The sequence below is a fragment of the Streptomyces sp. NPDC088097 genome (assembly GCF_044741845.1).
Lineage (GTDB): Bacteria > Actinomycetota > Actinomycetes > Streptomycetales > Streptomycetaceae > Streptomyces.
The window spans coordinates 225,438-237,773 of sequence record NZ_JBIUTJ010000002.1; the positions used below are offsets into that span (position 1 = coordinate 225,438).

Sequence of the window (12,336 nt, forward strand, 5' to 3'; positions counted from 1 at the left end):
TACCAGGGTCTCGCCCTCCTCACCGCGGCGGAGGCGCCGCGGGCGGCGTGTCGGGCGGGTCACTGGACGTTGACCTGGTTGTAGACGCCGTAGATCGCCGAGACGAGGGCGACCGCCACGAACCCCACGATGACCCCGACCATGATCACCACGGTCGGCTCGAACAGGCTGGTCAACCGTTTGAGTTTGTGTTGCAGTTCCTTCTCGTAGAACTCCGACACGTTCTCCAGCTGGTCGTCGAGGGTCCCGGTCTCTTCCCCCACGCGCATCATCTGGGTGACCGTCCCGGGGAACAGCTTGGTGCGGGCGATCGGCCGGGAGATGCCGCCGCCTTCGAGCATCTCCATCCGGGCCGTCCCGATGGACCGTTCGTACACCAGGTTGTTGGCGCCCGAGCCGGCCAGGCTGAGCGCCTCCGTGATGGGCACGCCGGCTTTGATCATCGACGTCAGGATGCGGCAGAACCGTTCGATGATCATGTAGCGGACCACGTCGCCGAGCACCGGCATCGCCAGCAGGAAGCGGTCGCGCAGCACCCGTCCCCGCTCGGTCCGCAAACCGGCGATCACGGCCACGACGAGCGCGGCGAGCACGCCGGCGATGACGGGGTACCAGGCCGTGACGAAGTCGGTGAAACCCAGCAGAATGCGGGTCGGCAGCGGCAGTTGCGCGTCGAAGGAGTCGAAGAACGCTTTGAAACGGGGCAGTACGAAGATGACGAGGACGAGGATGACGGCGATGGCCAGACCCATCACCAGGCTCGGATAGGTCAGGGCGGAGCGGATGCTGCGCCGGGCCTCGACGTCACGCTCGATGTAGCGGCCCAACTGGGCCATCACCACGTCGAGTTCACCGGTCGCCTCTGCCGAGCGGAGGACGGATATGTAGAACGGGGGGAGCGCCGTGGCGTGGGCGGCCATCGCGGCGGCGAAGCTCTCGCCGAATCGCAGCGAGTCCATGACGTCGACGAGCAGTTTGCCCAGCTTCTTGTCCTTGGTCTCGGCCCGGATGATCTCCAGGGCGTCCAGGATCGGTACTCCGGCCTTGATGAAGGCGCCCATCTGGCGGGAGAAGTTGCTCAGCTCGACCAGGTCGACCTTTTTCGCGGTGAGTTCGAGCTGCAGCAGGTTGCGGCCCGCGGCCTTGACCGACTGCACGTCGTAGCCCTGCCCGGTCAGGCTGTCGGTCACGCCGTCGACACTGGTGCCCGTGAGCTCGCCGGTGGCCCGCTTCCCGTCCGGGCCGACCGCGACGTACTTGAAGGTGGCCATGCGGGTGCTCTCCTGGTTTCCAGTGTCAGAGGTTCGCGTCGTCGTTGTGTGGTTGCGGCGGCAGGCGGGACTTCGCGGACATGCCCCAGGCCGTCTCGCTCGACCTAGACCACATACACGCTGGACATGATCTCGGCGATGGTCGTGACGCCCTCCTCCACCAGACGAACGCCTCCGTCCAGGAGGCTGTCCATGTGCTGCTCGCGGGCGGCCCTGCGCAGGCTGTTGATCGGCGCCTTCTCGACGAGCAACCGCTTGACCGAGTCGGTCATCACAAGCAGTTCGAAGACACCGATCCGCTCCTGGTAGCCGGTCCGGGAGCAGAAGTTGCAGCCCCTGCCCTGCCAGAACCCGGTGTCGGTCGACCCGCCGGCCTGCGCGAAGAAGGCCAGTTCGTCCACGCCCGGCTGGTAGGGCTCGCGGCACTGATCGCAGATCCGCCGCACCAGTCGCTGGCTGACCACACCGGCGACCGTGGAGGTGATCAGGAACGGCTCGATGCCCATGTCCGTGAACCGGTGCAGCGCGGAGCAGGCGTCGGCGGCGTGGATGGACGACAGGACGAAGTGGCCGGTGAGAGCGGACTCGACCGCGATCCGCGCCGTCTCGGCGTCCCGGATCTCGCCGACCAGGATCACGTCGGGGTCCTGCCGGAGGATCGAGCGCAGCCCGGTCGCGAACGAGACGCCCGCCTGGTCGTTGATCTGGATCTGGTTGACCGACGGGACCACGTACTCCACCGGGTCTTCGATGGTGGTGATGTTGCGCTCGCTCTGGTTCAGCTCACCGAGCGTGGCGTACAGGGTGGTCGTCTTGCCGCTGCCGGTCGGTCCGCCGCAGGCGACCATGCCGTACGGGGAGCGGAGCAGGGACGAGAACCGTTCGTAGGTCGCGGCGGGCATGCCGAGCTCGGCCAGCCGCAGCAGTGTGCGGTTGCTGTCGAGCAGCCGCAGTACCGCCTTCTCGCCCCAGATGGTGGGGGTGGTCGCGACCCGGATGTCGACCGACCTGCCGTCGATCTCGGTGGCGATCTGCCCGTCTTGCGGGCGCCGCCGGTCGACGATGTTCATGTTGGCCATGATCTTGATCCGGCTGACCACGGACGGGCCCATGTTCTCCGGCAGGCTCAGCACGTCGTGCAGCGCGCCGTCGATGCGGTACCGGACCCGGACCCGGTCGGCGTGCGGTTCGATGTGGATGTCCGAGGCCCGGTCGCGCAGGCCCTGGGTCAGCATGAGGTTGACCAGGTGCACGACCGGCGCGTCCTCGCTCACCACCCTGGCCCCGGAGTTGGCGTTGCGGCCGGTCTCGGTCGCCTCGAAGGCCTCGACCAGGCTGCTGACGCCGGTCAGCGCCCGGTAGGCGCTGTCGATCGAGCGTCGGATGTCCGAGGGAGCCGCGATCGCCAACCGCACCCGATCCGGCGCGACGGCCCGGCCGAGCTCGTCGAGCACGCGCGGGTCACCCGGGTCGCCCGCCGCGATCAGCAGCGTGCCCTCGGCCCGCCGTACCGCGACGACGCCCAGCGAACGGGCCAGCGCCTCCGGGACCCGGGCGGCCGCCTCGGGATCAGGCTCGCTCTGGCGCAAGTCGGCCATTGGGAAGCCGAGTTGAACCGACAGCGCCTCGATCAGCGACCGCTCGTCGACCATGCCGAGTTCGACCAGCAGCGCGCCGAGCCGCTTGCCCGACGTCGACTGTTGCAGGAGCGCCTCGTCCACCTGCGCCGGGGTGAGCAGCCCGCGTTGCACGAGCAGTTCCCCGATGCGCGGCTGCTCCTGCCCCGCGGGCGACGACGGCGCCGCGCCGGACGTCGTGTCGCCGACCGGTTCGCCCGCCGTGGCCGGAGACGATTCCGGGCCCCGCGCTCCGTCGGGCAGGGCGCCGTCCTCGCCCGCAGGGCTTGTCGTCGCCGCACCGCGCCGGAGAAGCCAGCGATTCGCCAAGGAACCCACCCCATTCGCGCATCCAGAACAACAGCCGAATCATTGGCCGCAGACGGATCCACGTCACTGTCAGCTGCTGATTAGTCAGCGGCATACTACTGCACGTCGCCGCGCGGTCATCCGCGTCGTCTCGGCGGCATTCGCCGAAGTCACCCCTTGTGAGGCCGTTGCTCGCTGAGTAGTCTGCCGCTGATTAATCAAGTGGTTACTATCACTCGATTTTGCTTGAACCGCTCGCTGTAGATGGAGAAAGATGTTCACTCACCTGCAAGGCAAGTTGCGCCGGCAAACGCGTGCGCTGAACGAGACGGCGGAAGCGGGCTTCACGCTCATCGAGCTTCTCGTGGTCATCGTGATCCTCGGCATCCTGTCCGCCATCGTCGTCTTCTCCGTCCGCGGCATCAACGACAAGGGTCAGGGCTCGGCGTGCAAGACCGACAAGGCCACGATCGCGACCGCGGAAGAGGCGCTCTTCGCCAACGCCGGCAAGTACGGCGACATGAAGGCGCTGACGGAGGGTGGGTTCCTGTCCAGCGCTTCCAACTGGTACACCGCCGCGGTGACGTCGACCGGACAGTTTGAGCTCACGCCGGTGACAAAGGCGGACGGGTCGATCCCCTGCGCCGGCATCTGATGCCGGCGAGTCCTCGCCGGACGTCGCCGGCAGCGGTCGTCAACCGGTCGAGTTCGCCGGATGGCAGCGGAAGCGCCATCTGGTGAACCGCGCTCGGCGGCCTGCGGCATCGCCGGAACGTCCGTAGGCCTGAACCGCCGTGGGGAGGGCGGGCTGGTCGCGGCGAGGATCCCAGTGGCCCGAACTACCGGCCGAGATCAACCGCATTGTGCCGGTAGCAGCCGGAATGCGCGGTACGGCACCATGGCGTTCATGCCATCCATATGTGTCGTGATGATCGGTCTGCTGGGTCTCGCGGTGGGGTCGTTCCTCAACGTCGCCGTCTCCCGGGTGCCGGTCGGCCTCTCGGTCGTACGGCCCCGCTCCTCCTGCCCGCGATGCGCCACGCCGATCGCGGCCCGGGACAACATCCCCGTCGTGTCCTGGCTCTTGCTGGGCCGGCGCTGCCGCGCCTGCCGGGTTCCCATCCCCGCGCGCTACCCGCTCATCGAAGCGCTCACCGCGATCCTGTTCGTCGCCGAGGCGCTGCGCTTCGGCCGGTCGGAAGTGCTACCGGCCGAACTGGTCTTCACCGCAGGGCTGCTGGCCCTGGCCGCCTGCGACGCCGAACACTTCCTGCTCCCTCGGCGGCTGATCTACCCGACCCTCGGGCTCACCGCCGTCTGCCTGCTCGCGGCCGCGGCGGTCACCGGCCAGTGGCACCGGTTCGGCGTGACCGCGGCCTGCGGAGCGGGTGCCTTCGCCGTCTTCTTCACCCTGCACTGGGTGCGGCCGGCCTGGCTCGGCTTCGGTGACGTGCGCCTGGCCGGCCTGCTCGGTACCGGGCTGGGGTGGCTCGGTCCGTGGCACCTCGTCTTCGCGCTGCTGGCCGGCAGTGTCGCCGGATTGCTGGTGGGCATCGCGCTCATGGCGGCGGGGCGAGCGACCCGCAGTACCCGGCTCCCGTTCGGCGTGTTCCTCGCCGCCGGCGCCGTCACCGCCATCCTCGTCGGCGCTCCTGTCGTCCATTGGTACGAGAGCCTGAGTGACCCGTACGCGACGGGTGCGCCACTCACGACGGTCCGCCGCTGACCAAGGACCACCCGGGCCGGACGTCAGCCGCGGCCCGGTCGTCCCTTGCGGCCCGGTCGTCCGTTGCCGACCGCCGGCGGACCGGAGACGGCGCTTCTGGTCCTGCCTACAGGGTCGCGGGCCACCCGGGCAGCGAAGACTGTGGCATCGTACAAGCATCTACCGGGGTGATTTGTCGGTTCTTGCGGGATTTCGTCCCTGTTTAAGTCGCTCGGCTCCAGGCTCCAACGACATCGCAAACGCCACCGGCGCCGCCTACCCTGGTCAGCATGGAGCGACCTGACCTGCCACTGGCCGAGTGGATCGTACTCGCACTTCTGGCCGAACGACCCAGCCACGGCTTCGCCATTTCGGCACTCACCGCGGAGGGCACGGAAATAGGTCAGTTCTGGTACATCTCGCGACCCATGGTCTACCGATCGATCACACGGCTGGTCGAGCGCGGACTGATCGCGCCGGTCGGCGCAGAGGAAAGCGATCGCGGACCGCAGCGCATGATCTACGCCGCCACTCGCGCGGCGAAGACGGCCGTCAACCGGTGGCTCAGCGAACCCGTGGACCACCTGCGCGACATCCGCGCCGACCTCACCTGCAAGCTTCTGCTGCTCCAGCGTCGCGACACCAGCCCGGCTCGCCTGATCGAGCGCCAACGGGTGGTCATGGACGAGATCGAGGAGTCGCTGCGTGCCAAGGAGCACACCAGTGACCACCTCACCCGCGCGATCTACGCCTGGCGGCTGGAACTCGTCCGTGCCGCGCGCCACCTTCTCGACGCCGTCGACGTCGACGCGACGCGGCTGGCCGTCACGGCCGGCTGACGTCACGTTCGCGGGATCCACCCCTCGGCAGGGCCGTGGACAGTGCTCGACGATGCGTGTGTGACCACGGGGAGGGCCCGACGATCGCATCATCGCGATCACCGGGCCCGCCGCGCACGTCAGCGTCTGCTCAGCAGGCAGCCGCCGGAGAAGCCTCGTCGGCTACGGCACCTCGATGACGGTCTCGCAGGAGCCGCCGGTCGCGATCGCATCCGTGCCCGGGAGCGTCGGACCGCCGTTGGCGTCGCCGGCGCAGACGTCCGTGCCGCTGCCGCCGGAGAGGGTGTCGCTGTCGGCGCCACCGACCACCGTGTCGTTGCCGCCGCCACCGGAGAGCGCGTCACTGCCGGCCCCGCCGCGGACGGTGTCGGTGCCGTCGCCGCCGCTGATGGCGTCGTTGCCGTCACCGCCGTCGACGTAGTCGTTGCCGTTGCCGCCCGACACGGCGTCGTTGCCACCGGACGTGCAGATCGTGTCGTTGCCGCCGTTTCCGCTGACGCTGTCGTTCCCGTTGCCGGTGACGATCACGTCGGCGCCGCTCGTGCCGTTCACGACCCCGTTGCCGGTGATCGTGGCGGCGAGACCGTTGCAGCCGGCCGAGACGCCGATCGTCACGGTCGCGACGTTCGAGTCGTTCGTGGCGTCAGTCGCCTTGTACGTGAAGCTGTCGCTTCCGACGTAGGCGCTGCCGGGCTGGTAGCCGAACGAGCCGTCCGGGTTGAGCGTGAGGGTGCCGTGCGTCGGCCCGGTCACGAGCGATGCCGTCAGGGTGTTGCCGTCGGGATCCGTGTCGTTGCCGAGGACACCGGGAGCGCCGACGGCGAGCGGGGTGTCCGCTCCGACCTGGCCGTACGAGTCGTTCGCGGCCGTTGGCGGCCGGTTCGTCGTGTTGAGTAGCACCGAGGCGTCGTTGACGAACGTCGCCGAACTGTTGCTGTTGGCCGTGACGACATCGGCACGTCCGTCACCGTTGAGGTCGGCCACCGCCGTGGCCTGCGGGTTCTTACCGCCGCCCAGTCCGAATACGAGCGGGCTGCCGAACGCACCCGCGCCGTTGCCCTCGAGCACCACGACCTCGTTCGAATCGGCGCTGGAAACGACCAGGTCGGCGTGGCCGTCGCCGTTCAGGTCGGACACCGACGCGGAGCTGAGGTTCGCCCCCGCCGACAGGACGCCGGCGGTGCCGAATCCGCCCGTGCCGTCGCCGAGCAGGACGGCGACGGCCCCCGGCGAGCCGGTCACCACGACGACGGCGTCCAGCTTGCCGTCCTCGTTGACATCGGCGAGCTTGAGCTTGGACGGCAGTGTCACACCGGTCGCCGCGTTTGACGCCGGGGCGAAGCCACCGTGTCCGTCGCCCGACAGCACGGAGAGCGTGCCGGTCACCGAGTTCGACGTGATGAGATCCAGATGGCCGTCACCGCCCAGGTCGGCGACCGCGATGCCCTGCGGGCTGGTACCGGCGCCCAGTGCGAACTGGGACGCCGCGCCGAAGGTGCCGTCGCCGTTGCCGAGCACCGCCGAGACGCTGTTCGTGTTCGCGTTGGACGTGGCGAGATCCGGCTTGCCGTCCTCGTCGAAGTCGCCCACGGCGACGTCGGTCGGGAAGCGCGCGACACACGGGTTGTCGCCCGTGGTGTCGCACCCGGGCGTCGGGTTGAGTTGGACGGCCGCTCCGGAGCCGAGAGCTCCGGAGCCGTCGCCGAGCCAGACCAGAGCGACGTTGCCGCGCGAGTCATGGCTGATGACGTCCTTGTGGCCGTCGCCGTTGACGTCGCGGATGACTGCCGAGCCGAGGAAGACGCTCGACACGGTGTGCGGCGCCGCGTACTTCGTCACGGCGCCGAAGCTGCCGCCACCCGAGCCGAGGAACACGCCCAGGCCCTCGGCGCGGATCGCCGTCACGAGGTCCGGTACGCCGTCGTTGTCGAGATCGCCGATCGCGACGGCGGAGCTGCCGCGGCCGTTGTTGTCGAGGTTCACCGCGGTACCGAAGCCGGTCGGGTCGACGACGACTGCCGAGGCCGGGCTGGCGGCCATCACGACGGACGCCACCGCGAGGATGAGCGTCTGAACTCGGCGTGGCCGACCACGCGTGACCGCAACTGAGCGGCCGTCCGGCACGAGGTGCCGACGTGGAGATCTGTTCATGGGTTTGGCCCCTCCTCGGGGCCGGATGAATGAGAGTTGGTGACGCGATTCGGCAGGACGTCGGCCGGTCGGCAAAGTGCCGTGCCGAGCCTCCCGGACAGAAGACGAAGGGGAGTCGGCGTCGCCGCGCGAAGCGAGCCGGGACCGTCGGCCGGTGACGCTCCTACCGGCCGACGGTCCGACGTCCAGTGCTCCGGAGCCTTAGTAGCCGTAGGCGGCGAGAGTCGCCTGGATGGTGGAGTTGACGTCCCACTTGGCGGTGAACAGGTCTTCCCAGGCGGCGGCCGCACCGGCGTTGCCGCCGCTCAGGGCGACGCCGTACTGCTCGATGTCTCCGTAGCCGGAGTACGCGCTCGGATCGACGTCGGTCCACGTGTTGGGGTCATTGCCCGTGGTGCCGTTCAGTGAACTCGACGTCCAGCTCACGTGCATGATGTTCGACTTCGCGACGAGACCCAGCTGGGTGTTCCCGCCGGCGTTCGCCGTCACCGCGCCGCGCACCTGGCTGATGCCCGATTCCAGGCGCACCTTGCACGCCGTACCCGCGGTGTCGCAAGCGCTTCCGGTGAACACGTTCTGGCCCGCCCCACTGGTGGTCCAGGTGAACCCGTTCTGGATCAGCGCCTGCTTGGACGCCGCACCGAACGGCGCGGAAGCCGGGTCGGCGACCGCGATCCGGTGCCCACTCGTCGCGAGCCAGCTCACCACCCCGGGGATCGTCGTGGGCACGGTACCGGAGACGGGCGACGCGTCGCATCGAGGCGACTGCGCCTTGCCGTTGCCGCTGCCATTGGCGTCCGCGCCCAACGCGAGCGGCGGACTCCCGGCGTTGGACGGGTCATCACCCTTGGTCGAGCCGGCCCAACTGCCGCTACAGCTGTAGATCGCCAGGCGCCCGACTGCCACAACGGTCTTGCTCGAGACCAGGCCGTTGCACTCGACGCTCCCGCTCGCCGTGCACGTTCCACCATCCGTGGTCGGGATGACCGCGTCCACGTTGGCTTGGTCCGCAGACAGGAACGCGTCAATGTGCACGGGCCCGTCGAGGCAGTTGTTCGACGAAGACGGATTGCAGGTGGTGTAGGGCCCGGCGCTCTTCAGCTGCTGCCGCAGGCTGCCCGACGTGATCCCCCGCATCGTCGACGTATCGATCGCGGGCTTGTTCCAGAACCCGCCGATCTGCGACGCCCCGTTCGCCGTGAACGCCGTGAAGGACTCGAGCGATGCGATCGTGCCCTTCATGTCCTTCACCGCGGGATACATGTTGTTCGCGATACCGACCTGCGAATCCGTCGTGGCGAATGCCGCTGGTGCCACGGTGGCGATGAGCGCCGTCGCGAGGGCACCCACCGTGAAGGCGTTCCGTACCCGGCGCATCGCGGTGCTGCCGGAGTGCGGAGCGCTCCGAGTGTGTCTGGACCTGATTCGCATCTGTTACTCCTAGTTGATCTGGTTGGCGGCGTGCCCCCGCGCGGGCACCCTGCTGGTGCGGTCAGGTGAATGTTCGAAACTCCTGGGCATCTGCGAGGTTTTCCGACGTGACGGTGCCGCACATGCCTAGATGGTGCTCACCTGGGCGCTCGGTAGTCAATGATTGACAACTGTGCCGGCTGTGGATGTAATGCAACGTATCCAGCCTGCAGCGGGCCGGCGGCCGAGTGCCGTCGGCCGCTGCGGCACGCATGGGAGGGGCCGGCGGCACGATGGGCAGAGGCGTGGTATGGCACGGTTGAGCAGGCTGTCGCGCTCGCGCGCGATCAGGTGGAGTGTGTTGGTTCTCGCGCTCGTTGCGGTGGCGTTGGTCGTCGTGACGCTCGCGCGCGGTGGGTCAGACGCGGCCGCCCCAGCCCAGAAGTCCGACCCCGAGTGGTGCACGCCGGGCACCCAGCGCACCGCGCTCTGCCCACGCTCCAAGGTGTTCGACGCAAAGGAATACGCCACCCACGGCGACTCCTTCGAGTGCGGCAATTTCGCCAGTCAGGCAGATGCCCAGGCGGTGCTGCGGACCAACCCCGACGATCCGAATCACCTTGATGACGGAGGCGGTGTCGCGTGTCGTGGACTGCCGCAACCGCGCGACACCAAACCGGTGGCAGTCGCCGCACAGCAGGTCGGATGTGGTCCTGGCGACACGCGCAGCGCGCTCTGCCCGCAGCCGGAGCGGCCCTTCGACGCTCGCCACTTCCTGCGTTACGGCAATGACGCCTACGACTGCCCGGACTTCGCGAGCCAGGCGGATGCGCAGGCCGTCCTGCGTTTCGCGCCTGCCGACCCGAATCACCTTGACGACGATGGGAAGGGCATCGCGTGCCCGGACCTGCGGGGCCCCAAGGACGTCAAGCCCGTGCGACGGGGAACACCGTGACGCGGCAAGGGCTCGCGCGCGTGCTCGGGCTGAACGTGACCCATCGATCGAAGGAAGCCCCGACTGCCATGACATCGGACCATTGCCCGTTCTCCTTGCGTGTCAGACGCCAGGACGGCTTCACGCTCATCGAGTTGCTCGTGGTCATCGTGATCCTCGGCGTCCTATCCGCCATCGTGGTGTTCTCGGTCAGGGGCATCGGCGACAAGGGCCAAAAGAGCGCGACCGCCGCGGACGCGGCTACGTTGCGAACAGCGGAAGAGTCCTTCTGCGCGAAGTACGGGCACTACGGGACGGCCGAAGATCTGAAGGCCGACGGTCTGCTGACCGGCGAACCGGTCTACAACCTGGTGGCGGTCGGCGAGGAGAACAAGTGCGGTCGAGGCGCGAAGTCGTCGTTCACGTTGTACGACACCTCCACACCGACGGAGCGCGCGGCGGACCCCGTCTCCGCGGGCACGACTCCGATCGACCTCGCGGTGGATGAGAAGGCCGATCGCGTCTATGTCGTGGCCAGAGACAGCAACAATGTGACCGTGATCGACGGAAAGACCGACGCGCCGATCGGTGGTCCGATCGACGTTTCCAGCGCTGTGTCGAGCCCGACCCGCATCGCGGTGAACCCCGACACGGGGCAGGTCTACGTCGGCGGTACGCGCGGCGTCGCGGTCATCGACACGACCAAGGCCAATCAAGTGACCTACGTCGGCGGCTACACGACCACCGTCACCGGCCTGGCCGTCTCTCCCGAGAACGGCGACGTCTACATCGGCGGCGGTGTCGGAAGCGCCTCGGAAGTGGCCTACATCGCGGCCGGCAGCTCGTCGGCGACGCCGATCCCCCTGCCCACTCGGGGACTCGGGAGCGCGCTTGACTTTTCGTTTGACGCCGTACACCACGCGGTGTACTTCGCGAAGGTGGGCATCGGCGGCGCGAGCCCTGCTGCCAATACCGGTCTCTACGCCATCTCGTCGCAGACCCATCAGGCCACGGTCGTAGCGGACTTCCCGACGAAGTCAGGCTGCAGCACCCCCGGGAACCTCCTTCCGAACAGCACGCGTGGCATTGCCGTGGATCCGGGCCGCAACCTCGTCTACCTCCTTGCCAGGAGGTGCGTTCCGAACCCGGCGAATCCCTCGGGCGCGGGGCAACAGGTCGCGACAACGATCGCCGTCAACCCCAGCGACCGCACTTCAACGGCGATCGACGACCCGGCTGGGACGACCTTCAGTCCCGCCGCCGCGGTCTACAACGCGGCGGCCGGCTCGGTCTACGTCTATTCGGAGGGTGGAAAGAGCTGCGGTGGGGCCGGGGGCCGCATCGACCGAATCGTCGGGACGACGGTCACGGGGCAAGCATCAGTCTGCGCGGCGTCAACTGCCGGCGGGAACCCAGCGCACAAGCTCACCATGCTGAGAAACTTCAACAGGCTCTTCGTCGCACAACAAAGTGGGGACAACGGGCCGGGCGGCGTGGGGGTGGCCGATGGCACCACGCTGCTGACGCGAGCCTCGCTCGGCACGCCCCGACAGTTCGGCGCGTTGGCCGTGAACAACACCACGGGGAAGCTGTACGCGGTCGACACGGAGAACGGAACGGTCGCTGTGTTTCGGACGGGATCGGTCTAGGACCATGTCAGAGCAGCCACGCAACCTCCACAAGGGTCCGGATCGCCGCCCACGACCGGGTCGTCGTACCTCCCTCGCGGCGATCTGTGTGATCGCGTCGATCACCCTGACCGCGTGCGGCGGAGACAACGGGCCACCGGAGCGTGCGTTCGACGTCGCTCCGTACGTCCACCAGGGGCACGTGGTCGAATGCGGCGCGTTCAAGGCCCAGGCCGACGCGCAAGCGGTGTTGCGAGCGGACGCACTCGACCCCAACGGACTCGACCGGGACGGCGACGGCATCGCGTGCCCGAACCTCCCCAAGCCGACGGACAAGAAGCCGGTCCACCGCGACTTCATGACCGACGTGGACGGCGCGCCGATCATCGAGCCGGTCAAGCCGTCGCCGAACTAAGGGCTGTCCCGTAATCCCTGGTGGGCCGCTCCGCACGGGCCCCGCCGCCGCGGCGAAC

At 68.5% G+C, this 12,336-nt stretch carries 10 protein-coding genes; 6 read left to right on the plus strand and 4 right to left on the minus strand.

What is annotated here, in order from left to right:
* Nucleotides 1-59 precede the first annotated feature (59 nt).
* Both ACIOD1_RS07095 and ACIOD1_RS07100 read right to left on the minus strand, forming a co-directional pair.
* A complete protein-coding gene (locus ACIOD1_RS07095; protein WP_365619472.1) occupies nt 60-1,271 on the minus strand; it encodes a type II secretion system F family protein in 1,212 nt (403 codons plus the stop codon).
* 104 nt (nt 1,272-1,375) lie between these two features.
* Nucleotides 1,376-3,022 carry a GspE/PulE family protein gene (locus ACIOD1_RS07100; protein WP_401900756.1) on the minus strand — a complete coding sequence of 549 codons (1,647 nt, stop codon included), beginning with the start codon at nt 3,020-3,022 and terminating at the stop codon, nt 1,376-1,378.
* 448 nt (nt 3,023-3,470) lie between these two features.
* Between ACIOD1_RS07100 and ACIOD1_RS07105 the strand changes: the two genes are divergently transcribed.
* From ACIOD1_RS07105 to ACIOD1_RS07115, 3 genes are all read left to right on the plus strand, one after another.
* Entirely contained in the window at nt 3,471-3,851 is a 381-nt protein-coding gene (locus tag ACIOD1_RS07105; RefSeq protein WP_401900757.1) for a type IV pilin protein, read from the plus strand.
* A 252-nt stretch (nt 3,852-4,103) separates the two neighbouring features.
* The gene (locus ACIOD1_RS07110; protein WP_401900760.1) at nt 4,104-4,922 is read left to right on the plus strand and encodes a prepilin peptidase; all 819 of its coding nucleotides are present in this window, start codon (nt 4,104-4,106) and stop codon (nt 4,920-4,922) included.
* A 269-nt stretch (nt 4,923-5,191) separates the two neighbouring features.
* Entirely contained in the window at nt 5,192-5,740 is a 549-nt protein-coding gene (locus ACIOD1_RS07115; protein ID WP_365619460.1) for a PadR family transcriptional regulator, read from the plus strand.
* Between the two features lie 162 nt (nt 5,741-5,902).
* Here ACIOD1_RS07115 and ACIOD1_RS07120 read toward each other — a convergent pair whose 3' ends face one another.
* Entirely contained in the window at nt 5,903-7,966 is a 2,064-nt protein-coding gene (locus ACIOD1_RS07120; RefSeq protein ID WP_401900762.1) for an FG-GAP-like repeat-containing protein, read from the minus strand.
* Nucleotides 7,967-8,092: 126 nt separating this feature from the next.
* The gene (locus tag ACIOD1_RS07125; protein WP_365619454.1) at nt 8,093-9,241 is read right to left on the minus strand and encodes a hypothetical protein; all 1,149 of its coding nucleotides are present in this window, start codon (nt 9,239-9,241) and stop codon (nt 8,093-8,095) included.
* Nucleotides 9,242-9,662: 421 nt separating this feature from the next.
* On the opposite strand from ACIOD1_RS07125, the gene ACIOD1_RS07130 reads away from it, so the two are divergent.
* The 3 genes from ACIOD1_RS07130 to ACIOD1_RS07140 all read left to right on the plus strand — a co-directional run bounded on the left by ACIOD1_RS07130 (nt 9,663) and on the right by ACIOD1_RS07140 (nt 12,278).
* Nucleotides 9,663-10,256, plus strand: a complete 594-nt coding sequence (locus ACIOD1_RS07130) for a hypothetical protein (RefSeq protein WP_365619451.1) — start codon at nt 9,663-9,665, stop codon at nt 10,254-10,256.
* 20 nt (nt 10,257-10,276) lie between these two features.
* Complete coding sequence (locus ACIOD1_RS07135; protein ID WP_365619449.1) at nt 10,277-11,884, plus strand: prepilin-type N-terminal cleavage/methylation domain-containing protein; 1,608 nt, start codon at nt 10,277-10,279, stop codon at nt 11,882-11,884.
* An 88-nt stretch (nt 11,885-11,972) separates the two neighbouring features.
* On the plus strand, nt 11,973-12,278 hold the full coding sequence (locus tag ACIOD1_RS07140; protein ID WP_365619446.1) for an excalibur calcium-binding domain-containing protein: 306 nt from the start codon (nt 11,973-11,975) through the stop codon (nt 12,276-12,278).
* Nucleotides 12,279-12,336 lie beyond the last annotated feature (58 nt).

Excerpts from the sequence above, each read along its gene's own strand:
- ACIOD1_RS07095 (WP_365619472.1), bottom strand. The coding sequence starts at position 1,271 with ATGGCCACCTTCAAGTACGTCGCGGTCGGCCCGGACGGGAAGCGGGCC.
- ACIOD1_RS07105 (WP_401900757.1), top strand. The coding sequence starts at position 3,471 with ATGTTCACTCACCTGCAAGGCAAGTTGCGCCGGCAAACGCGTGCGCTG.
- ACIOD1_RS07110 (WP_401900760.1), top strand. The coding sequence starts at position 4,104 with ATGCCATCCATATGTGTCGTGATGATCGGTCTGCTGGGTCTCGCGGTG.
- ACIOD1_RS07115 (WP_365619460.1), top strand. The coding sequence starts at position 5,192 with ATGGAGCGACCTGACCTGCCACTGGCCGAGTGGATCGTACTCGCACTT.